Origin of the sequence: Corynebacterium ulcerans (genome assembly GCF_000767685.1) — a bacterium.
GTDB lineage: Bacteria > Actinomycetota > Actinomycetes > Mycobacteriales > Mycobacteriaceae > Corynebacterium > Corynebacterium ulcerans.
In genome coordinates this window covers 35,219-56,637 of the sequence record NZ_CP009622.1, presented here as the reverse complement: position 1 = coordinate 56,637, position 21,419 = coordinate 35,219, and the positions used below count along the sequence as shown (strand labels likewise).

Below are 21,419 nucleotides of genomic sequence, written 5' to 3'. Positions count from 1 at the left end.
GAAGGGAAACTCACATGAGCCAAGCCCACGCCCGATACGCAGGGATCTCGCCAGCTCCCCACGCAGTGCATGCGTTATGGGCAATAGCCCTGTTGATCGGCATCGTGGCAGGTGCTGCAGCCGGAGGATTTTCCGCCGGTTTTGCAGCTAAGCGCATCCAGGCGCCGGTAGCTGACTTTATTGTCGGCGGCATGCTCGGGGCATTGTTGCTAGGGATTGCGATCTTCTACCTGGGCTTCATTCGACGATGCAACTGGGGACGACGAGAACTCGGATTTATACCTCCAGCCAGATCGCTCTGGCACCTTATATGGTGGTTCCCTTTGACCGTCATGATCGGCGGCGTCAACGCAGCGATCATCGGAACGTTACTAGGACTATCGCCCAAAGAAGCTGGCGGCACCGCAACAGGGTTCCACCTTGGCCTCATTGCAGCCATCGTCTTACTCGCAGGAACCGTTCTCATTGTCCCTTTCTTTGAAGAAGTGATCTTCCGACGCATCCTCCTCGACTGGCTAGCCACTAAAATTCCGATACAACTTGCGTCCCTTCTCGTGGTGCTGGCATTCACTCTGATCCACATCTCACCCGCGATAATGGTGTACGTACTCTTCTTAGGGATCTCGCTGGTGCTCGCCAGACTGTGGTTTTCTACGATGTGGGCACCGTTTATCGTCCACGCAGCCAACAATGCCCTGGTGACGATCATTGCGCTAAGCGTGTGAACCAGAGCGGGATAGCGATTCGCGGTTGTCTTGTGGGGAGTTTTCTACGCGATCTCACTGATGTGATGCACCCTGAAAACTCGCATGCATAATCTATGTGACAACGCTACAAATCAGCTAATGCGTCTTAGCATTGTCTGAGAACACTAAACATTACGACCTGCAGTTTTATCAGATGTGTGCAGGCTAGCGTTCTCAAAAACGACAATCAGATAGGGACTCCGGGACACTAGACTTTCCCCGGAAAACCACAGAACTCCGACCCCTGTTTTCAGCGAGGGTACGTCGCTGCGACCTCTCCGACGATTTCGAGCCTCTTGTCGGGTTACAAACTACTCTCGACATGCACTCCCCTGGCCTCGAAAGTGGAGATATAACCAATGCAGTGAGCTTGGAGCTTCAGTAGCTACCGACCCAGCCTTCATCCCGCTACATCACCCGCAGATGCAACTTCATAAGAGCCGTGCTGTATCAGCGATGATAAACGCATCTTGTCTGTCTGTTTTCGCACGTCCCAGGTAGAGATCGGCGGCCATTACGTGTCCGTATTGTTTGAGGTCCTCAAACAGCTTGGCTAGATCTGATTCCAACTGCGGCAGTGGTTTGTCGAAGAGTTTGTTTCCTTCTCTTCTCAAGTGAACAAGCATGGCGTTTGGACTTGCCAACATCCAGCCCGAGGAAGATGTCGATGGAGAAATCCTGCGACATGGTGGGGCTCCTAGAAACGTTTGAGTATGTGTGTTCTAGTTGCTGGTGTCATGACATTCGTTGCGAGCACCCACGCCTACAAAGAGACCTGGAAACAATTTCCGGCCGCGTCCCTATCAGTTGTCATCGAACGTCCTGGCTCCCGGTGGTAACACCCCCTGGATCATGGAAACTACAGGCAGATAAGCCATACCGGGGCCAGCGACTATCCCCATCATCGGGGATAGTCGCAAGGTAACAGGGCCGCGAATCAGCTTTCACCGGTTGTCCTGACGTGCCCATTTATGCAGGCGACCACTACAAGCAAAGAAAAGGAAGAGAATAACTGGCCAGATAAGCGTAGAAAGCGTTGTTGGAAGTTGCCAATTTCCAACTGCACTGGGAAGGTAACTGACTAGGAAGAAGGGGAAAGATCTCTTCATGAGTCTTTCTGGGAGAACTGTGTTAAATCTTGGAACGAAGAGGAGTAAGGCTCCGAAAATCAACACGGCAGAGAGTATTCCTAGAGATGTCTGCATAACGGAGTGGGAATGAAGAACGCAGGAGTAACAAAGTCCCACTGAAGGCAGTGTAATGAGAATCAGCCAAGCTAAGTTCAGCCCTTTTTCCCTGTTAGTCAACATTTTAGTACTCATCTCCAGTAGACTTTTTAGGCACAGCCGTCCGTGTAGTGCTCGGAGCTGATTCCCGGTGAAGGCAGGGTCACTTGCCCCGTAGCTCCAACTTTCAGTGCGAGACACTTATTTTGTGCAACTGCTGCAGTGGCCCAGATCGTAACATTGGTCGAATTGTTGGCCCACCAGGTTCCCAGCGCTTCTCCAAAAGGTGGCGGAACTAGGACTCAGAAGGGTGATATGGCTGCTGCGGAGGCTGCACCGGCGGCCACGATCGAGGAACTCACCATCGGTCGCGCGATCAATCGGTCGGGGATCGACAGCGGGATACTCATTATCCACCGCCGTGAACACCCGCTACCGCTCCAGCCACAGCAGCACCAGTTCCAAGCTTCGGTTCAGCGCATCTACACCAACCCAGCCCGCACATTGGGTGCCGCGGAAGCGGAATAAAGCCCAGGACGCTTCAGTGCCAAGTCATACGAACATGAACTTTGCTACAGGTGCCGTTACATTAAAATGACACCAACGCATTTACAAAAGGCAATCCAATGATTCCTCTTAATTGCCGGCGGTATCGCTGCGACCGTGACCGGTTTGATGGCGCGTAAAGACTGGAAACTGTCGGAAACCCCAAAAGTACGCAAGGACCCTACGAATTCGTAACGACTACCTTGAAAACGAATTAGCCAGGCACAACAACGAGGAGCGTCACTCTTGATCTAATCGACGTCGATCTCTTCGAGTAGCTCCTTAACAGGGCTTACATTCCTATAAATCGCCAGAGGAATAACACTGATTGCTGGCCACTTCGGCGCTGCCACGAAACCAGTCTCTGCAAGTATCCCACCCAAAGCAGTCATGAATTCATCCAAGATCCGTCGATCCAGAGTCTCATTCTTAGCCATCTTCTCCAGGTTTGGAGTTAACGTCCGGAATAAACCCTGAATACTCATGTTGGGCTCTCGTTCAGACGGAACCGCTGCTACCTGCATTAACGTTGTCAAAAGGGTTGTGGCAGGGCCAACCTGCGAAAGAAGCAGTTCCTTCTTCATCGGACCAAACTCATGATCATGTGGGATCTCTCCGACAAAACCCACCTCGTAATTATCTTCACCTGCGGTACGGATAGACACGGAAATCGACTTTCCATAGAGGGCTTCAATCTGGTGCACACCTTCTAGCAGCATGTTTGCGTCAGTCCTGCCTGTCTCCTCAAATGCCGTCAGCAACGACCGAAAAGATTCGATGATTGTAGAAACATCACTGAGTTGAGTGGGTGCAGTTACACGTAGCAACATTCCAGGCTCAATTCGTGACCGCACTTTGCCCCGCAGCCAATTCTTTCGCTTCCCCGCTGCTAAATCAGAAACATCGGCCAGCATGCCTAGCGCCTCTGCGTTTTCCTCAAGTTGGGACACATGCAGATCTGCCAAAGCTAGCGTCTGTGAATCCAAGCGAGATGCTTCCCGCTCATAAGAAAAGAACTTGTCTAACCCCGTTTGGACACGGCGGGCACGGCTTGAACCAGAAGTACGCTCACATGGAAGTCCCTCTGCAAATTGCGCCAACAAGCTTCCAACTCGTTGACGATCCACAAACAGGTAATCCCGGAGATCAAGATTTTCGGAGTTCGGTAAATTGTTCGCCATAAAAGCAGATTATCCCGCCACAAAGACTCACACCCTCAACTCTTAGCCCCGCACTCAATCCAACCAAGCCCCCCCCCACTCAAAACCAAAAACCGGAGCCCCCACACCCCACAAGAGTGTGCGACCTCCGGTCTCAGCGGTTCAAAACCGCTCTTTGTGCCCAGGGGGGGACTTGAACCCCCACGTCCTTGCGAACACTGGCACCTGAAGCCAGCGCGTCTGCCAATTCCGCCACCTGGGCAGGTGGTGAAGCAATAATTGCGACCGGTCAAACGTATCACAAAATTACCCGTCAGTAGCAAACAAGCACGTCTTTAGTGCATTTTGTATGTCACACATGGGCATTTCCTTGGCACACGGCTAGGGTAAGCACCCCTTTGCCCCCTATACTTGGTTGCATCGTGTGCCCGTGGGCACGTGATCTCAGCTTTTCACATGCAAATGCCAAGGCTACGCTCAGAAGTCATCTCTTCTGTCGTCAGTACGGCAACTGCGCCCCAGGCTCTAGTCCTGGAGCTAAGGCAATGTGGATGGTGAAATCACGGGTAGCGAGTAAGTACGTAAGGACTATGCATTTTTAAGGAGGCGATGACTCAATGTCTTTGATGGACAAGGTGGCCAGGCTGGATAGCGCTATGCAGCGTGGCTTGGACAATGGCTTCGCCTTCGTCTTTGGCGGCAAGGTGGTTCCTGCGGAGATCGAGGAGCTGCTCAAACAGGAGGCCGAGGACAATCTAGTCCGTACGTATGAGGGTGACGTCGAGGCGCCCAATGTTTTTCACATTGGTGTAAGCCCCAAAGATCTGGCCAATCTTTCGCAGCGTTATCCTTCGCTGGCTGATGATTTCGCAGATCAGATGAGCCGTTACACCCGTAATAAAGGCTGGACGTGCGTGGGCCCTGTTGTGGTAACCATTGCCGTTGAGTCAGGTTTACGGACAGGCCAATTACGTGCCTTTTCAAGTGTTGACCCAACTCCCACGGGTTATAGCGGCTTCCAAGGAGTTGATTCTTATGCCGCGCCCGATTCCGTTGATGCAGACGATATAGAGGAAGCAGATAATACGGACTCCGAGGAATCACAGTGGGATTCCTATTCTTTCCCGGACGATGAAAGCGAGGACGTCGTGCAGCACTATCAGTCGCCGCAGTTCCCCCAGGAGCCCCGCACCGAGTACCTTACGGCGCAGGCCCCCGAGGCTATCCATACGGAGGTTCCAGTTCCTCCGGCAGCACCGGCTACTCCAACGGTGAGCTTGTTGTTGCAGGATGGTTCTTCTCGGACCTACTTAGTCCATGAGGGGTCCAACATTATTGGCCGTAGCAACGACGCTGATTTCCGTCTTCCTGATACCGGTGTCTCCCGACAGCACGCAGAGATTACGTGGAATGGGCACGATGCCATCCTTACGGATCTACAGTCCACAAACGGCACGACTGTCAACGACACTCCCATCGACAATTGGTTGTTGGAAGACGGCGACGTGATCACCGTAGGACATTCCCACATTGAAGTCCGTATTGTTCATCCCACGTACTATTAACCTCCCCCACTCCGGTCGTTTCCGGCGGCCGGCGCATTGCTCACAGGACAAAAGCTAGTTTTATAAGGAGCTCCTCGTGGAATCCGTTATTGTTTTCAGCTTGCGCATCGCTCTACTGGTGCTCTTATGGCTGCTGATCCTGCTTGCGCTGTGGATCCAACGTAAAGACGCCAAGGTGGCCTCGCAGTCGAGTGGTGCCCCCGTAGCTGCGCCCGCTATTCCTGGCGCGGTGAGCGTCGGCAAGCCTACAAAGCGAGGTGGCACGCCGCGTCAGATCGTGATCGTTGAGGGACCGCTGATGGGCTCGCGCCTGGATTTGGGTTCGCTGGATGAAATTACGTTGGGCCGGGCCAAGGAGTGCACGTTTGTTGTGGGCGACGATTATGCGTCGGCACGCCATGCCCGCTTGATCAAGCGCGGCAACGAGTGGTTTGCGGAGGACTTGGATTCCCGCAACGGCACATTTGTAGGCGGTTATCGCATTGACCAACCGGAGAAGATTAGCACTGGTAGTGACATTAAAATCGGGCGTACAACGGTGAGGTTGGTTGCTTAATGCTCAGACTTAATTATGCGGTGGCCTCCGACCGAGGCCTCGTACGAGGTAACAACGAGGACTCGGCGTATGCGGGTCCTCACCTCATTGCGCTTGCCGACGGCATGGGCGGCCACGCAGCCGGCGAGGTGGCATCGCAGCTGATGATCAAGCACCTCATGCCACTCGACGCCAGCCCCGACGACAACGATATGCTCGCGCTGCTTGCATCGGGCGCCGACGACGCTAACCGGGCAATCGCACAAGGTGTGCGGGATGAACCGGCCACCAACGGCATGGGCACCACGCTCACCGCGATCATGTTCAACGGCACCGACCTGGCCATGTGCCACGTCGGCGACTCGCGCGGCTACCGCTATCGTGACGGAAAACTCGAGCAAATCACTGTGGATGACACGTATGTGCAGTCTCTCGTGGACAAAGGCGAACTCTCCCCCGAGGACGTCTCCACGCACCCACAGCGTTCCATGATCCTCAAGGCCTACACGGGACGTCCCGTCGAGCCCACGCTCACCATGCTGGAGGCGCGCGCCGGCGACCGCCTCTTGCTGTGCTCCGACGGCCTCTCCGATCCTGTCACTCACTCGACCATAGAAACCGCCATTACCCAGGGAACACCCGCTGAAGTCGCACGCAAGCTCGTGGACCTAGCGCTGCGTTCCGGCGGCCCGGATAACGTCACCGTGGTGGTTGCAGACATTGTGGAAGGTCCCGGCGACGACCAAGACCTTCCCGTAGTTCCTATGACGGCAGGGGCTTTGAATGGAGAACAGCCAGAAGACCCCCGGCCGGATACGTCCGCGGGGCGGGCTGCCATGGCAATCGCGGCACGCCAACCTCAAACCATCCCGGCGCGCGATGCACACGCGCCTACCGCGCATCAGACCGATGCCGCAGCCCCTAACGAGGCGCCCACCAATGGCGAAAAGAAAAGCGGGCGCGGTAAATTTTGGGCAGCTATCATCGCACTTCTTGTGATTGGCGCAGTTATAGCCGGTGGCTGGTGGGCAAAGACCACGATAGATAACAACTATTACGTGACCACGGCTAATGAAGAGGGTCTAGAAAACGCCATCGTGATTGAACGAGGCGTCAATCTTGATCTCTTTGGCAAACCATTACATTCCACCTACCAATACGCCTGTCTCAATTCCAGCGGAGATCTCACCCTCATCCCCGCAGATTCTCATGACGCCTGCCAGCGCTTCCGGCTCAAAGATCTCACCGAGTCCGCGCGCAGTTCTGTCGCTAGCCTGCCGGAGGGCAACTACAACGATGTGCAACAACAGGTGCAGCAGCTAGCAAAACAGCTGTTGCCTGTGTGCATCACCCGCGAGGCAGTAGTTAAACCGGAGGAGAAAAAACCCGAAGACCAGGTCATTGATGGCACACCGCCGAATGCGGAGGCCAATCCTGCCGCTCCCCAGGAGCAACAGGGGGCAGTGCCAAGCACAATGCCAGAGCCGGGTGATCTCTCCACTCCCGGAGTGACCTGTAGAGAGGTGAAGTAGATGTCTTTTGCTCAACGTCTTGCCTCACGACGCATCGAGTTCGGGCTGCTTGTCCTGGCCACCGTCTTGATCGGGGTCACCCTGATCAATCTGAACATGGCGCAAGGCCTCAAAGTAACCACGGAAACGTTGTGGGTGATCGGTGGATTCATCGGGGTCTTCACCATTGCGCACCTCGCCATTTGTTTCACGGCTCCCCATGCAGACCAGCTCATGCTCCCCGTGGCCAGTGTGCTTAATGGACTCGGGCTCGTCACCGTTTACAGGCTCGACCTAGCCAGCGGAAAATCGTTGGCTAGCCGGCAGGTTATATGGACACTCGTGGCCATCATTTTGATGATCGTGGTGCTCGTCGTGATCCGCGATCATCGAATACTCTCCCGTTACTCCTACATCCTGGGGCTTCTTGGACTTGTGCTTCTTGCACTGCCACTCGTATGGCCCACCAAGATGAACGCCGACGCGAATATCTGGATCTCTATCGGGCCTTTCTCCGTCCAACCTGGCGAGTTTTCCAAGATTCTGCTGCTGCTCTTCTTCGCACAACTATTAGTGAACAAACGAGCACTGTTCAACGTGGCGGGCTACCGACTCTTTGGTCTCGAGTTCCCTCGACTGCGCGACCTCGGACCTATCTTGGCCGTATGGTTCTTTGCCATCCTGGTGATGGCCGGAGAAAATGACTTTGGCCCAGCGCTCCTGCTGTTCAGCACAGTATTGGGCATGCTCTACCTGGCCACCAACCGCGTCTCATGGCTCCTGATCGGCGCCATGCTCGTGGGTATCGGCGGAACCGCGCTGTACCAGATCTCTTCCAAGATCCAATCCCGCGTCACCAACTTTAGGGACCCCCTGGCCAACTTCAATGGCACGGGATATCAGCTCTCGCAGTCTTTGTTCGGGCTTTCCTCCGGCGGGGTCGCCGGTTCAGGTCTTGGACAAGGCCATCCAAATCTCATCCCAGTCGCAGAGTCTGACTTCATCCTTGCCGCTATTGGCGAGGAGATCGGACTCGTAGGGCTGGCAGCCATTCTGGTTCTCTTTGCAATCTTTGTTACCCGTGGTTTCCGCACGGCATTGCGTGCCCGCGATTCTTACGGAAAACTCGTTGCCTCTGGACTCTCCCTCACCATCGCTATTCAGGTATTCGTGGTGACCGCCGGTATCACAGCTCTGATGCCGATGACCGGTTTGACCACACCGTTTATGTCCCAAGGCGGTTCCAGCCTCATGGCTAACTACATCCTCCTTGGGCTGATCCTGCGGATCTCTCATTCGGCGCACTCCGCACAGTCTGGTGCTGTGGGAGCTGCTGCTCAGGATGGGTCTTCTGCTGGGCGTAGGTCAGTTGTTAGCGAGGAGGCTCAACGATGAACCGATCAATCCGTTTTACCAGCGTCTTCGCTCTTCTTCTTATTCTGGTTCTCCTGGTGAATCTGACCAGGATCCAAGGCTTTAGCCAAGAAAAGTATGCGCAGAGTCCTTACAACCGGCGCGCCTTCATAGAGGCAAAGTCGCAGGCCCGCGGCCAAATTTCCGCCGGAGGCCAAGTACTAGCCGAGTCCTATAAAGATGAAAATGGCTACTACCAGCGTCGTTACGTCACCAATCCCATCGCCTACGGCCCTGTGCAGGGATATCTATCCGATATCTATGGAGCTGCGGGCTTGGAGTCGAGCTACAACGGGATCCTCAACGGAACGGATGATTCTCTGGGATTCTCGCGGTGGTGGGACGATATCCTAGGCAAAGAGCATAAGGGCGCTAACGTAGAGCTCACGCTGATTCCTAGTGTTCAAGAGGTGGCATACAGTCAGTTGGCTAACGCTGGCTATGAGGGTGCCGTGGTAGCGCTGCGCCCCTCTACTGGCGAGGTCCTAGCCATGGCGTCCACCCCAAGTTTCAACTCTGAGGCAATCGTCGATCCCGCGACTGCAGAATCTACATGGGCAGCGCTCAATGCTGATCCGGGAAACCCACTTCTCAACCATGCGACCCAGGAGATCCTGCCACCTGGCTCCACGTTCAAAGTGATCACGGCCGCTGCGGGTCTCAACGCCGGATATGGCCCAGACTCCAAACTCACTGGCCAGTCTCAGATCACGCTTCCGGGAACCACGGCAACATTGGAGAACTACGCTGGTCAAACGTGCGCCGGTTCCAATGAAGTCACCCTGGCTACGGCCTTCCAGCTGTCCTGTAACACGGCCTTTGTCCAGATGGGCATCGATACAGGAGCTGAGAAGCTGCAGGAAGCAGCCAACGCTTTTGGCGTCGGAGATTCCTACGACCTCGGCATCGGTATGGCACGCGGAACGATTGGAGATATTTCCTCCGCCGCGGCTCGTGGACAGTCCGCGATCGGACAAAAAGACGTAGCGATGTCTGTTCTGCAAAATGCAGTCGTCGCTGCGACAGTGGCCAATGGAGGCAAGCGTATGGAGCCACACCTGGTATCCAAGATCGTCGGCCACGATTTGAAGACGATTTCTGAGACCAAACCCCGCGAGCTCAATCAAGCGATAACGCCTCAAGTAAGCACAACGCTCACCGAACTCATGAGGCTTTCAGAGCGTCATACAGCGGGATACACAGGCGCGGACATCGCCTCTAAGACGGGTACTGCCGAACACGGTGAGGATTCCCGAAACTCCAACCCACACGCCTGGTATATCGCTTTTGGCCCCTCTGTTAACGCCGATGTTGCCGTGGCCGTGGTGGTAAAAAATGGTGGTTCGGCTGGTCAAGCAGCAACTGGTGGCTCAGTGGCTGCCCCGATTGGCCGGGCAGTGATCGCAGCGGCTCAAGCAGCGCGTGGTGCGCAGAGATAGGACGAACATGAGCACAGATTACAATTCTCCAGATCCCGCGCTCCAGGCCCTCATCGGCGACGATTATCGTCTCCAGTGGGTCGTGGGTACCGGCGGCATGTCTACGGTATGGCTTGCCGACGACACCCGTAACCAGCGCGAGGTGGCTGTCAAAGTTCTGCGCCCCGAGTTTTCTGACAACAACGAGTTCCTCTCCCGCTTCCGTAATGAGGCGCTAGCCAGCGAGAACATCCTCTCAGAAAACGTTGTACAAACTTTTGATTACCGCGAACTCACCGACCCCTCTGGCCGGACGCTGTGCTTCATCGTCATGGAGTATGTGCGTGGTGAATCCCTCGCAGACATGCTGGCGCGCAAAGGCAGCCTCGACGAGCACCTTGCCCTCGATGTCCTTGAACAGGCAGCTCATGGCTTGTCCATCATCCATAGGATGGGCATGGTTCACCGGGATATTAAGCCCGGAAACCTCCTGATTACTCAGAATGGCCAAGTAAAAATCACCGATTTTGGTATAGCTAAGGCCGCGGCGGCTGTCCCCCTGACCCGCACGGGCATGGTGGTGGGAACTGCGCAGTACGTCTCGCCTGAACAAGCCCAAGGCAAAGACGTCACCGAAGCCTCTGATGTATATTCCCTGGGTGTTGTCGGGTATGAAATGCTCGCTGGCGCGCGTCCTTTCACTGGTGATTCTTCTGTCTCAGTGGCTATCGCCCACATCAATCAGGCGCCACCGGCTCTGCCCACTACGGTTTCAGCCCCGGCGCGCGAACTCATCGGTATCGCTTTGCGTAAAGACCCAGCGCATCGATATGCCGATGGCAATGAGCTTGCACTGGCAGTATCCGCAACCCGCATGGGGCAACGGCCGCCACAACCGCAGTCAGCACAGCTTCAGCAGATAGCACCTGAGCCCACGCCTACCGCGTCAACGCACGCGTTAGGTCAAACGGCACAGCCCACCACTGTCATCCCAGCGACCGGGGAGGTTCCACAGACTGTTGCCGCCGGCCAGGTAGCGGGACCGCGCACTGGTTATAATGCGGCCCCAGCCACGATCCCACCGGAAGAAAATAAAAAGAGTTCCAGCGGGGTGGGCACTGGCCTTGCTGTGGGGGTTCTCCTCGCAGCATTGTTTGGAGCCGGCATATGGGCTGCTAGCCAGGGTCTTTTTGGTGATGTGATGGGCGGAAGCGACCAACCCAGTAGTTCGGTTAACCCTGAGACGATTACCGCAACGGTAACGGAAACGCCTACGATTCGGGAAGAACCACGGCCAATCCAGCGCCCGCAGGAGACTCCTACGCCGACCAGCGAGCCATCGGAGTTTCCTGATGCCTCGGAGTCTGTTGTTCCGCTTCCGTCTACGGATAACCCTCGGACGGCGCCGACTGTAGACCTCAACGAGGGATCCCAAATTCCTTCTACTCATCGCAATCCGGCTCCCACTCCAACGCGCGGAAACGGTTCCGACCCCATCACCGATCTACTGAACAGTTTTAATGCCCCAGAACAAGGAGGTGCCCCATGAACGATGTGATTGCTGGCCGCTATGAGCTTGGTGAGGTCATCGGCACGGGTGGAATGTCAGAGGTGTACTCTGCCACCGATACCCTCCTTGGCCGCGAAGTCGCGATAAAGATGCTGCGCGCGGACCTTGCGCGCGATGTAAACTTCCGCGAACGGTTCCGTCGAGAAGCCCAAAACTCCGGCAAGTTGAATCACCCCGCAATCGTTGCGGTGTATGACACTGGTGAGACCGAACGCGCTGGTATTAGTACGCCTTATATCGTGATGGAACGCGTGCATGGCCGGACTCTCCGCGACATCGTGAGGGAAGACGGGCCGCTTTCTCCGACGGAAGCCGCCCAAACGTTGCTTCCGGTATGCCAGGCGCTGCAATTCAGCCATGACTCTGGGATTATCCACCGCGACATTAAACCCGCGAACGTGATGATCACCAATACGGGCACTGTAAAAATCATGGACTTCGGCATCGCCCGTGCGCTTGACGACGCCACCAGCGCCATGACCCAGACCTCCGCAGTGATCGGCACCGCCCAGTATCTGTCCCCGGAGCAAGCCCGTGGCAAGCTTGCCGACGCCCGCTCCGATGTCTACGCACTGGGCTGCGTGCTTTATGAGACGCTTACGGGACGCCCTCCTTTTGAAGGAGAAACGCCTTTCGCCGTCGCATATCAGCATGTTCAAGAGGATCCGGCAAAACCCAGCGAGTTTGTTTCTGATCTCACCCCCACTGCTGCGGTAAACGTCGATGCTGTCGTCCTTACGGCGATGGCAAAACACCCCGGTGATCGTTATCAAACGGCTATGGACATGGGTGCGGATCTCGAGCGCTTGGCTCGCCATGCAGTAACAGAAGCTGCTCGCCACTATGTTTCGCCTGCGAGTCTAATCAGCCAGGAACCCAATCCCACCACCATCGTCCCGGTTACTCAGCTTGATCAGCCGGGTTCCGCATCCGCAGCGCCTCTCACAGAGGTCAACGGATATGAGCACTCTGCTTTTACTGGCCCAGCTCATGCTGCGGAAGAAGAGCGCTCCGGCATGAGCAAGGCGATGAAGGCCGTTCTCGCGGTTCTTGCCGTGCTAGTTCTTGGTGTAGGTGGTGCTTTTGCCTATGATTTTGTGAGCAATAGCAGCAAGAATAGATCTCTTGTGAACATTCCTAAGCTGGAAAAGTCTTCTCAACAAGACGCTGTGAGCCAGCTAGAACAGCTTGGGCTACAGGTCAATGTGATCGAAGAGGCAAACCCAGATGTTCCGCGAGGAAAAGTCATTAGGACAAACCCCACCAGCGGATCCTCAGTGCAAAAGAACACCACTGTCACGGTAGTCGTCTCTTCTGGCAAGGAAGTTACGGAAGTCCCTGATCTTGCACGCAAGAACACCGCGGATGCCGCGAAGATTCTTGAAGAAGCCGGCCTTCAGCTGGATTCGACTGTGCGCGAGGAAAGCTCAGATAGTGTTCCCAACGGGGAAATCATAGAGCAGACACCAAGTGCGGGCTCACAGGTTTCCCGAGGCTCAAAAGTGGTCATCACTGTGTCTACCGGAGTGCAAAACGTCCGCGTCCCAGTAGTGACGGGTATGAAGTGGGATCAGGCAGAAGGCAACCTCACATCCTTGGGATTTGTTCCTGATGTACGCACTGTCGACGCTCCCGAGCCAGCCGGTACCGTTGTTGGTGTCTCAGACGAAGGCACTGAGATACCTAAAGGATCAACGGTCACAGTCAAGGTGTCCAACGGCCAGATGTTTAATGTCCCCAACATCACTCGTCTCACCGTCGCTGATGCTGTGAGAGCACTCAACGCTGCAGGATGGACAGGAACTGCATCTAAGCTCACGCAAGGTGAACGAGTGCCTACGGTGTCTTTGTCTGATCAGAATTTGATCGCGTCCCAGGTGCCGACTGCCGGCACACCGCTACGCAAAGATGCCCCGATAGAAATTCATCTCTATGAATTCAGCCTCTCGGCTCTTACCAACCCGCGCTAGTATCTCTGATACCCACGCGCGGGACTGGTAAGTCCACCCAAAGCTGATAGATTAGTTCCATTACGTGGCCTGTGGGCCGCATCAACGATATACAGACATACAAAGGTGCATTATGCCAAAGTCAAAGATCACCCAGAGCTCCGCTCCTTTTGCGTCGAGCTCTACTGCCAACCGCACCCCGGTGAAGATCAACTCCACTGGAACCCCCGTGTGGTACAAAACCATCATGTTCGGCCTTATCTTGGCCGGTCTGCTGTGGCTTATTGTCAACTACCTCGCAGGTGAAGACATTGCCTTCATGATGTCTCTTGGCGCATGGAACTACGGCATCGGCTTTGGCCTGTTTATCGTGGGACTACTCATGACTATGGGCTGGCGCTAGTCTCCCCGCTTAGTCTTTAGGCATATCGCGTGACCGATTACGCGATATGCCTTTTCTCTTTTTCACGGCCCTCTTTCACACCTCGTTGAATCAGCGGCACAATAATGGGTGAAAAAGAGAAGAGCCACAGAGTTTTTCTCTGTGGCTCTCATTGATCAGGTATTAATACCCAGAAACTCTACTTCTTGGGAAGCAGCTCTTTGAGATCTTCCACGATCTGCATAGCACCAGTGGGCCCAAGACCTAGGAACCATACGTCATCGTTGACCTCGTGTGCCTGGCCATTCTTTACTGCACTGAGATTCTTCCACGCAGCACCATTAACAATGGCGTCTTGACCAGTCGCATCGGTCTTGCCATAGCTGCTGTAGAAGATCACGCTTCCCTCTGCCTGGTCAATGGTCTCAGGGGAGATTTCAGTAGCCAGCTCGTCAACGTTCTGGTTCTCTGGACGAGCAAGTCCTGCGTCTTTGAGAATCACGCCGATAAGAGACTTGTTGGCGTAGAGGCGGATGCGCTTAGGCATGAAGCGAACAAGAGAGACCGTAGTATCCGCCGGAACGGAGTTCTTGATGCCCTCAACCTTTGCGGCGTACTCGTTCAGCTTTGCTTCTGCTTCTTTTTCTTTGCCTAGAGCCTCGCCGACGAGGAGGAAGTTTTCTTTCCATGGGAAGCCAGGACGGATGGAGAAGACGGTCGGTGCGACCTCAGAAAGCTGGGAGTAGATTTTCTCTGCGCGCAGCTTGCTGCCCACGATCAGATCAGGCTGCAAAGCAGCGATCTCTTCTACGTTGATCTCATTGATCGTGCCCACGCTCTTCACGTCTTTTACTTTGTCCGCAAGATAGCTTGGGACGGGGTTTGCACCCTTCGTGGTCACCATTCCCACAGGAGTGATTCCCAAGGAAAGAACGCTATCTAGCTCACCAGTGTCTAGAACGACCACGCGTTTGGGTTGTTCCTTGATCTCGGTCTCGCCCAGCGCGTGCTTAACAGTACGAGGGAATTCACCTGGGGCTGCGTCGCTACCAAGTTTTGCCGTTTCCGCGTCAGCCGTGGAAAAGTGTGCGCCACCGGTGGCCACGTCAGAGCTTCCTTGCCCGCTGTCCTTGGATTGTTTTTCCTCAGATGAGCAGGCTGCCAGTGCAAAAACGAGGGAAATAGAGACAAGAAGAGCCAACATCACAGCGATGCGACGGCTCCATAGGTTCAGAGATTGAGTATCTTTCACAATGAGCAGTTTAGCCTAAACTAATTGTTGTAGTTAACATAGAACAATGGTTTCGACCGCCACATCCAGTTCTAACCCGCACCGCAGTTTCTTTGTGAAGCATCCACGCAACACACAACGAACGCGCCGACCGTTAATCGCCGTAGCAGCGCTACTTGCAGTATTACTCGTAGCGGTAAGCGTCGTAAGCGTCATGGTCGGCGCGAGGCTCATCCCTCTCCCCGAGATCATTAACGCCATCCTCCACCCGGATCCCACTAATGTGTCTTCCACGATTGTGTGGGATAGGAGAATTCCCCGTACCCTCCTTGCTATTGTCGCCGGCATGTCTCTTGGCCTGGCTGGAACGCTCTCGCAAGCACTCACCCGCAATCCGCTGGCAGACACCGGAGCATTGGGCATTAACTCGGGTGCCGCTTTTGCCATCGTGGTAGGCATCGCTCTGTTTGGTGCGTCTTCCTCGTGGGTGTTCTTAGCGCTAGCTCTCGCGGGAGCGTGTGCCGCCGCGGCGGTGGTGTACTCGGTGGGCACTCATCGCTCAGCAACGGCAGACCCGGTCCGGTTGGTTCTAGCCGGTGTTGCCCTGAGTGCGATTCTTTCCGGAATCGGCGAGGGACTCTCTCTGGTTAATCCCCAGGCCTTTGACCGGTTGAAGAGCTGGATGGTGGGAAGCGTGGACGTCGGCACGCTTACACCTTTAGGCATCGCTGGCGCTGGTCTTGCGTGCGGTATTGTCCTCACTCTCACGTGCGCTCATGGGCTTAATGCGCTGGCTTTGGGCGACGCCATGGCTACATCCATCGGCGCATCCACCGCACGCATCCGTTTTATTTCCTTTATCGCTGTAGTGATCCTCGCGGCCAGCGCTACTGCCGCAGCCGGAGTCATTATCTTCCTTGGACTTATGGTTCCCCACGTTGCGCGATGGATCGTGGGACCAGACCTCCCCCGGGTGCTCACCACGTCCCTTCTTCTCGGTCCGCTTGTTCTTGTTGTAGCGGATATTGTTGGTCGCCTGATCGTTCCCGGTGAGTTTCCCGCGGGAGTGGTTGTGTCCTTTATTGGTGCGCCGTTCCTTATTGCATATGCCCAAAGCAGGAAGGGGGAAATGTGATGATCCACCGCCGTTCCCTCTATACCGTGCTCATTCTGGTGTTGCTGCTGGTCCTCTCTGCAGCAGTGGCTGTTTCTCTGCCTGGCGCGGGCATCACCACCGCCAAAGTCTGGTCTGTTTTCCAAGGCAATGAATCTGGCCTTGCTCATACCATCGTCTTTTCTTGGCGAGCCCCGCGAATCGTCACAGCCCTCCTTGTCGGCGCCGCTCTAGGCATCGCGGGATCACTCTTCCAGGCTTTAACCCGAAATCCGCTGGGTTCTCCCGACATTATTGGTTTTAATACCGGCGCCTACACCGGGGTCATTCTCACCATGATGGCAGGCATGACCGGTTTCGCTTCTGTCGCTTTCGGCGCTCTCGTCGGCGGCTTAGCCACGGCCCTCGCGGTCATGGCGTTCTCCGTCCGCGTGCGTATCGACGGCCTCCGCATCATCCTGGTCGGCCTTGGCATTTCTGCAATGCTCTCGGCGTTCAACCGCTGGCTTATCACCCGTGGCGACCTCAACACCGCAATGTCCGCCGCCAGTTGGGGCGCCGGAACCCTCAACGGAATCCGTTGGTCCGCGGCCACCCCTGCTGTCATAGCGCTGGCCGTTATCGTGACACTTGCTCTACTCCTAGGATCGCGCATTGACATCCTCAATCTCGGCGACGATACCGCCACGGCACTGGGGCTCCCGGTCAACCGCAGCAAGCTCGTGTTGTTGGTCGTCGGAGTCCTCCTCGTCGCGATCACGACCGCCATCGCCGGGCCTATTTCTTTTATCGCGCTGGCCGCTCCACATATCGCACAACGCATTACTGCCAGCCCCCGCACTCCTTTATTAGTCTCTGCACTCACCGGAGCAACGCTGCTCCTTGTTGCAGACATCATCGCCCAGCGGGCATTCTCCCCCGTTCAGCTTCCCGTGGGACTAGTCACCGTGGTTATCGGCGGCATTTATCTACTCACGCTCATCGCCTCAGCTTCTCGACGCACCTAAGGATTCCCATGCATACACCCAACACTTCCGCAGCCACTAGCTCCGCGCTTCACACAGAAAATGTCACCCTCAGCTGGGATAAACACGTAGTGAGCACCGACCTGAGCGTCGATATCCCCGCCGGAAAGTTCACGGCAATCATCGGCCCTAACGGATGCGGAAAATCAACATTGCTTAAAAGCTGCGCCCGCATTCTTGCCCCAGATACTGGCTCTATCTATCTCCACGGGCACGACCTCACCCACCTGCACACCAAGGAGATAGCCAAGCAACTCGCGCTTCTCCCCCAGAGCACCATCACCCCCGCCGACATCACCGTAGAAGAGCTCGTCCGCCGCGGGCGGTTCCCCCACCACAATTGGTTGCATCAGTGGACCAAGGAAGACACTCGGGCCGTCGATGCCGCGCTCAGTGCCGCCAGCGTTAAAGAATTCGCACACAAGCGCGTCACCGATTTATCTGGCGGTCAGCGCCAGCGCGTGTGGCTTGCCATGGTTCTCGCCCAGAACACCCCTACGGTGCTTCTCGACGAACCCACCACCTTCCTAGACATCGCCCACCAGTACCAGCTCCTTGAGCTAGCGCGTTCCCTGACAACCCAGCTCAATCGCACTGTCGTCGCGGTACTCCACGATCTCCAGCAAGCCGTCCGCTACGCCGACCATCTGATTGTTATGAAAAATGGAAGCGTCGTAGCCACAGGATCCCCCAAAGACGTGATCAGCGCAGAGCTCATATCCGAGGTCTTTAACATCACCGTTCGTACCACGCTTATCGACGACCAACTCATCGTCATCCCAACCGAATTGCCAGTGCCAAACGTCGCAATGATGCAGGACTAGGGCCTCCCAACGCTACGGGAGACCCTAGAATGCGATGCCTACTTGGTGGTGTCTAAACTCACCACGGATTATCTGCGGCAGTGGCCAAGTGATGGGTATCGGAGTGCTTATCTACCCACGTCTTGATGGCTTTGAAAGAGTTTTCAGTGTCTGCATGGCGGTAGAAGTGGGTCACTTTAAAACCAAAGATCATTCCGTCTACATGAGCTTTCCCTAGGAGGTCATTGACGCGATCATCCTGACCCGTAGTGATTGTCCACCCAAAAGTTTTACCGAGTTTTCCCTGGTCGCGAGCTTCACTGGATTTACGCAGTTGATCGCATGTCTTGTTTCCGTCGCCATAGCAATCACCAAACCCTTGGTTGATGTCGTAATACCCATAGTCGGCGATTTTTTGCTTGGTCAGGATCTTATCTCCCGCTTTTGCAAAATCATTCAGCACGTCGCGCGTCGGACCACTGAGCGCTACCGCCTCGTTATCGCGCAGGTCAGAAGTGATTGTCTTCCACCCTGGGCCACCAACCGTCTTATAGAACCCATACAGCACTCGAACGCCTGCCGGTTCAAGGTATTTGCGTGCTAAGTCGCGCAGCGCGTTAATGGAACACACGCTATGAGGGTCTGTGCAGTAGTCAGGATTCTTAATATCGAGCCAGGTAAAAGTGATATTTGCTCCCTGATTCCGCTTTTCGGCGATATGTTTAAAAATCGCCTCTGCGGTAGCTCCCGCGCTGGTGGGGATACCATCATGGTCCGCCCACCAGCCGCCACGCCATGCCGTGAAGTCAATTTCGAGTGCATTCGCGCCAATTGCGACTGCATCGTCTACGCCTTGGGTAGTAAGTACCCGGTGAGCAATCGCATAAACGGGTCGGTTTCCTGTGGAAGCTGCGTCATGTGAAACAGGCGTTGCTACCGCATTTCCTACAGGAAATAAGATTCCCATAATTATAGATAAGAATAAAACAACTTTTTTCTTCATCGTTCATCCCTCTACATTCGGTGCGTGACAACCAAGAGGACATCGCACCATCGTTTGCGGATAGATTTTTCACGGAGAGATGTTCAAAAATATCCTCTGACCAGTATGAACAACTTGCTCCATACCTCCATTGTGAAACTTAAGCCAAAATAAAATCAATGGTTATTGCCTGTAACTATGGCTCATATAATTTTTAGTAAATTGACAGAAAGCGGGAGAGAATTGACTTCTAATAACAGAAGCCAGGATGCGCGACAAAAGGTTAGTGCTATCAATCAGGCACTATGCGCAGACAATAAACGCGTAAAAATGAGTCAAACTGACCAAAGATTTAGCCTTAAAGGCCAAAAAGTGTGTCCAATATTGCCGTTTTTAGGCTATGTGTAGCAGATTTAAAGCTGCTAATTATAAATTATGGCCTCACATCCATACGGACATCACTGCGATATATGCGGCAGTGTTGTCAAAAAGAACGGCAAGACATCCGCAGGGAAAACCCGGTACCGATGTACAGGATGCGGAGCGTCGTCGACAGCAATGCGGTCCGGAACGCTGCATCAAAGACAGATGAAAGCGTTTATATCGTGGATCTTAGGGGGCAAACCACGTGATAAAAGCGATGTTTCACGAACCCAACGCCGTTTAATGTCGTGGTGCTGGCAAGTTCCTGTCCCACAGCCGTCTATGGAAGACAAAGCGTGCATTTTAGTAATGAATGAAGGCACGTTTTTTCAGTCATGGTGTCTCGTCGTGGCCTATAACAGCACTCATGTACTGGGATGGCAGTGGGTACGCAAAGACGATAAAACCACTTGCGCGCAGGTATATACCTATTTTCCGCGGCCAAGTGCTGCGGTTATCAGTGGAGATGAATCCACGGCTCAGGCGATTCAATCTCTATGGCCGGGGATACCGATGCGTCGATGCTTATCCAGTATCAAAGAAAGCGTTGATCAGAAGATTTCACACACACCTCACACACAGCCTGCGATAGAGATCAAAAACCTGACCGACTCCCTTAGTTACGTTTACACCTCCGAGCAGGCACAACTGTGGCTTGATCGCTACAACACGTGGGAAACTACCTGGAAAGAACTGCTGAAACACCGCACCGATTCTCCCAACGCTAATCACAATGAAAACAGTTGTAACTGGCAGTGGACATATAAAGAATTGCGGTCGATCCGCTTAATGTATAGGACTTTGATCAAAAAAGAAGAGCTCTTCTTTCAGCTCACAGAATCCGCTATCCCTCTCAGTGATGCAGCTTTGCCCTGCCAAACTTCGTTTCTGGGAGACGACCTCAGCGCAGACATTAAAAAACTCTTCCACACCCATCGCGGCATCAACCACGAACATGCCCGACGCATGGTGGAGTGGTATCTGAATAGTAAAACTGAGTCTCCTTTTATACCCGAGCGCATTATCAAACACGACCACTGGGAATGATCGATATTTCGCCCTGTCAGCACATACAGAGACGTGGCCTCTTCACAGAAGTGTAAGAGGCCACGTCTTAGGAGCTTATGCAAACAGCGCTTTGGTCTTTTCTAACCAATCCGAGCGCTCTTGCACCGCAGGTACGTTAATATGCTCCGCCGAGGTGTGCAGCTCAGCGCTGCAGTGATGGATCTGAACACGCGCGGTATCGCGTTTAGCGCCAGAAAGATCACACGCAGGGATGCGATGAAGCACATCGACGTCCGTAGTAGCTCCTAAATAGAACGGGAATGCCGGCGCGAAAGCCTTACGTCCTAAATAAGTGCTGAACTTCGGCGCGCGTAACGCATCGCGTAGTAGCTCACCATGCGTATCCGATGCGACTTCAACGATAAATTCGGCTTCTGCCAGGTAGGTCCGCTGGATAATGCTTGTCATTCCGCGCCCATCAGGAGTTAAACGCGTTGTCTTAGCGCTGGGTCGTTTTCCCGTCGCCAAGATCAGACGCTCACGGAACAGCATCTCCTCTTCATGGGCTGACACCGTTTGGAAATCTTCCACGAATTTTCCAGGATGATCCACACGAACCCGAAAGCTAAGGTGATTAAGCCAATCGGGCCACTCGTCACGTCGATAGCCACAAGCACCCGCGATGAGACCAACTAATGCAGAATGCGTGGGGATCGGCCCCGTTCGTACAAAGTTTCCCGTTACAGCGGGCCCTGCCCATGACTGCAATGGTCCAGCTAATCGTAGATATACCGAGGTAGTTGTCATACGAT

At 54.6% G+C, this 21,419-nt stretch carries 19 protein-coding genes and 1 tRNA gene; 14 read left to right on the top strand and 6 right to left on the bottom strand.

The window, feature by feature from the left end; genetic code table 11:
* Positions 1 to 14: 14 nt before the first annotated feature.
* On the top strand, positions 15 to 725 hold the full coding sequence (locus CULFRC11_RS00265) for a CPBP family intramembrane glutamic endopeptidase (RefSeq protein WP_023634811.1): 711 nt from the start codon (positions 15 to 17) through the stop codon (positions 723 to 725).
* A gap of 452 nt (positions 726 to 1,177) precedes the next feature.
* On the opposite strand, the gene CULFRC11_RS00260 is transcribed toward CULFRC11_RS00265, so the two are convergent.
* Complete coding sequence (locus CULFRC11_RS00260; RefSeq protein ID WP_196247638.1) at positions 1,178 to 1,360, bottom strand: hypothetical protein; 183 nt, start codon at positions 1,358 to 1,360, stop codon at positions 1,178 to 1,180.
* Positions 1,361 to 2,194: 834 nt separating this feature from the next.
* Between CULFRC11_RS00260 and CULFRC11_RS11260 the strand changes: the two genes are divergently transcribed.
* Positions 2,195 to 2,500, top strand: coding sequence for a hypothetical protein (locus CULFRC11_RS11260; protein ID WP_155245793.1), 306 nt, complete (start codon positions 2,195 to 2,197; stop codon positions 2,498 to 2,500).
* 269 nt (positions 2,501 to 2,769) lie between these two features.
* On the opposite strand, the gene CULFRC11_RS00250 is transcribed toward CULFRC11_RS11260, so the two are convergent.
* The gene (locus CULFRC11_RS00250; RefSeq protein ID WP_023634809.1) at positions 2,770 to 3,699 is read right to left on the bottom strand and encodes a DUF6414 family protein; all 930 of its coding nucleotides are present in this window, start codon (positions 3,697 to 3,699) and stop codon (positions 2,770 to 2,772) included.
* A gap of 157 nt (positions 3,700 to 3,856) precedes the next feature.
* A tRNA-Leu gene (locus tag CULFRC11_RS00245) sits at positions 3,857 to 3,940 on the bottom strand.
* 355 nt (positions 3,941 to 4,295) lie between these two features.
* Here CULFRC11_RS00245 and CULFRC11_RS00240 point away from each other — a divergent pair.
* The 8 genes from CULFRC11_RS00240 (at position 4,296) to crgA (ending at position 14,042) form a co-directional block, all read left to right on the top strand.
* Entirely contained in the window at positions 4,296 to 5,243 is a 948-nt protein-coding gene (locus CULFRC11_RS00240; protein ID WP_023634808.1) for an FHA domain-containing protein, read from the top strand.
* Positions 5,244 to 5,319: 76 nt separating this feature from the next.
* A complete protein-coding gene (locus CULFRC11_RS00235) occupies positions 5,320 to 5,799 on the top strand; it encodes an FHA domain-containing protein FhaB/FipA (RefSeq protein WP_013910459.1) in 480 nt (159 codons plus the stop codon).
* Positions 5,799 to 7,310 (top strand): PP2C family protein-serine/threonine phosphatase, encoded by a 1,512-nt coding sequence (locus CULFRC11_RS00230; protein WP_023634807.1) that lies wholly within the window; start codon positions 5,799 to 5,801, stop codon positions 7,308 to 7,310. The genes CULFRC11_RS00235 and CULFRC11_RS00230 overlap by 1 nt, the downstream gene beginning before the upstream one ends.
* Positions 7,311 to 8,684 (top strand): FtsW/RodA/SpoVE family cell cycle protein, encoded by a 1,374-nt coding sequence (locus CULFRC11_RS00225; RefSeq protein ID WP_023634806.1) that lies wholly within the window; start codon positions 7,311 to 7,313, stop codon positions 8,682 to 8,684.
* Complete coding sequence (locus CULFRC11_RS00220) at positions 8,681 to 10,141, top strand: penicillin-binding transpeptidase domain-containing protein (RefSeq protein WP_023634805.1); 1,461 nt, start codon at positions 8,681 to 8,683, stop codon at positions 10,139 to 10,141. The genes CULFRC11_RS00225 and CULFRC11_RS00220 overlap by 4 nt, the downstream gene beginning before the upstream one ends.
* Positions 10,142 to 10,148: 7 nt before the next feature.
* On the top strand, positions 10,149 to 11,669 hold the full coding sequence (locus CULFRC11_RS00215; protein WP_013910455.1) for a serine/threonine-protein kinase: 1,521 nt from the start codon (positions 10,149 to 10,151) through the stop codon (positions 11,667 to 11,669).
* Positions 11,666 to 13,660 carry a Stk1 family PASTA domain-containing Ser/Thr kinase gene (pknB, locus tag CULFRC11_RS00210; protein ID WP_023634804.1) on the top strand — a complete coding sequence of 665 codons (1,995 nt, stop codon included), beginning with the start codon at positions 11,666 to 11,668 and terminating at the stop codon, positions 13,658 to 13,660. Before CULFRC11_RS00215 ends, pknB begins: the two co-directional genes overlap by 4 nt.
* Before the next feature lie 112 nt (positions 13,661 to 13,772).
* Complete coding sequence (gene crgA, locus CULFRC11_RS00205; protein ID WP_013910453.1) at positions 13,773 to 14,042, top strand: cell division protein CrgA; 270 nt, start codon at positions 13,773 to 13,775, stop codon at positions 14,040 to 14,042.
* Positions 14,043 to 14,220: 178 nt separating this feature from the next.
* Here crgA and CULFRC11_RS00200 read toward each other — a convergent pair whose 3' ends face one another.
* The gene (locus CULFRC11_RS00200) at positions 14,221 to 15,273 is read right to left on the bottom strand and encodes an ABC transporter substrate-binding protein (RefSeq protein ID WP_014525101.1); all 1,053 of its coding nucleotides are present in this window, start codon (positions 15,271 to 15,273) and stop codon (positions 14,221 to 14,223) included.
* A 46-nt stretch (positions 15,274 to 15,319) separates the two neighbouring features.
* Here CULFRC11_RS00200 and CULFRC11_RS00195 point away from each other — a divergent pair, with 46 nt between their 5' ends.
* From CULFRC11_RS00195 to CULFRC11_RS00185, 3 genes are read left to right on the top strand one after another with little or no spacing between them, the layout of a single operon-like run.
* Positions 15,320 to 16,387: an iron chelate uptake ABC transporter family permease subunit gene (locus tag CULFRC11_RS00195; protein WP_023634803.1), complete on the top strand. Its 1,068-nt coding sequence runs from the start codon at positions 15,320 to 15,322 to the stop codon at positions 16,385 to 16,387.
* Positions 16,387 to 17,373 carry a FecCD family ABC transporter permease gene (locus tag CULFRC11_RS00190; protein WP_023634802.1) on the top strand — a complete coding sequence of 329 codons (987 nt, stop codon included), beginning with the start codon at positions 16,387 to 16,389 and terminating at the stop codon, positions 17,371 to 17,373. The genes CULFRC11_RS00195 and CULFRC11_RS00190 overlap by 1 nt, the downstream gene beginning before the upstream one ends.
* An 8-nt stretch (positions 17,374 to 17,381) precedes the next feature.
* Positions 17,382 to 18,215 carry an ABC transporter ATP-binding protein gene (locus tag CULFRC11_RS00185; protein ID WP_023634801.1) on the top strand — a complete coding sequence of 278 codons (834 nt, stop codon included), beginning with the start codon at positions 17,382 to 17,384 and terminating at the stop codon, positions 18,213 to 18,215.
* 58 nt (positions 18,216 to 18,273) lie between these two features.
* Here CULFRC11_RS00185 and pld read toward each other — a convergent pair whose 3' ends face one another.
* Positions 18,274 to 19,197, bottom strand: coding sequence for a phospholipase D Pld (gene pld, locus CULFRC11_RS00180; protein WP_023634800.1), 924 nt, complete (start codon positions 19,195 to 19,197; stop codon positions 18,274 to 18,276).
* A 414-nt stretch (positions 19,198 to 19,611) separates the two neighbouring features.
* Between pld and CULFRC11_RS00175 the strand changes: the two genes are divergently transcribed.
* Positions 19,612 to 20,646 carry an IS1/IS1595 family N-terminal zinc-binding domain-containing protein gene (locus tag CULFRC11_RS00175; protein ID WP_023634799.1) on the top strand — a complete coding sequence of 345 codons (1,035 nt, stop codon included), beginning with the start codon at positions 19,612 to 19,614 and terminating at the stop codon, positions 20,644 to 20,646.
* A 75-nt stretch (positions 20,647 to 20,721) separates the two neighbouring features.
* On the opposite strand, the gene cas5e is transcribed toward CULFRC11_RS00175, so the two are convergent.
* Positions 20,722 to 21,414, bottom strand: a complete 693-nt coding sequence (gene cas5e, locus CULFRC11_RS10945; RefSeq protein WP_023634798.1) for a type I-E CRISPR-associated protein Cas5/CasD — start codon at positions 21,412 to 21,414, stop codon at positions 20,722 to 20,724.
* Between the last annotated feature and the right edge of the window lie 5 nt (positions 21,415 to 21,419).

Excerpts from the sequence above, each read along its gene's own strand:
- CULFRC11_RS00265 (WP_023634811.1), top strand. The coding sequence starts at position 15 with ATGAGCCAAGCCCACGCCCGATACGCAGGGATCTCGCCAGCTCCCCAC.
- pknB (WP_023634804.1), top strand. The coding sequence starts at position 11,666 with ATGAACGATGTGATTGCTGGCCGCTATGAGCTTGGTGAGGTCATCGGC.
- CULFRC11_RS00185 (WP_023634801.1), top strand. The coding sequence starts at position 17,382 with ATGCATACACCCAACACTTCCGCAGCCACTAGCTCCGCGCTTCACACA.
- crgA (WP_013910453.1), top strand. The coding sequence starts at position 13,773 with ATGCCAAAGTCAAAGATCACCCAGAGCTCCGCTCCTTTTGCGTCGAGC.
- CULFRC11_RS00250 (WP_023634809.1), bottom strand. The coding sequence starts at position 3,699 with ATGGCGAACAATTTACCGAACTCCGAAAATCTTGATCTCCGGGATTAC.
- CULFRC11_RS00230 (WP_023634807.1), top strand. The coding sequence starts at position 5,799 with ATGCTCAGACTTAATTATGCGGTGGCCTCCGACCGAGGCCTCGTACGA.
- CULFRC11_RS00240 (WP_023634808.1), top strand. The coding sequence starts at position 4,296 with ATGTCTTTGATGGACAAGGTGGCCAGGCTGGATAGCGCTATGCAGCGT.
- CULFRC11_RS00175 (WP_023634799.1), top strand. The coding sequence starts at position 19,612 with ATGGCCTCACATCCATACGGACATCACTGCGATATATGCGGCAGTGTT.
- pld (WP_023634800.1), bottom strand. The coding sequence starts at position 19,197 with ATGAAGAAAAAAGTTGTTTTATTCTTATCTATAATTATGGGAATCTTA.
- CULFRC11_RS00195 (WP_023634803.1), top strand. The coding sequence starts at position 15,320 with ATGGTTTCGACCGCCACATCCAGTTCTAACCCGCACCGCAGTTTCTTT.
- CULFRC11_RS00215 (WP_013910455.1), top strand. The coding sequence starts at position 10,149 with ATGAGCACAGATTACAATTCTCCAGATCCCGCGCTCCAGGCCCTCATC.
- CULFRC11_RS00225 (WP_023634806.1), top strand. The coding sequence starts at position 7,311 with ATGTCTTTTGCTCAACGTCTTGCCTCACGACGCATCGAGTTCGGGCTG.
- cas5e (WP_023634798.1), bottom strand. The coding sequence starts at position 21,414 with ATGACAACTACCTCGGTATATCTACGATTAGCTGGACCATTGCAGTCA.
- CULFRC11_RS00220 (WP_023634805.1), top strand. The coding sequence starts at position 8,681 with ATGAACCGATCAATCCGTTTTACCAGCGTCTTCGCTCTTCTTCTTATT.
- CULFRC11_RS00190 (WP_023634802.1), top strand. The coding sequence starts at position 16,387 with ATGATCCACCGCCGTTCCCTCTATACCGTGCTCATTCTGGTGTTGCTG.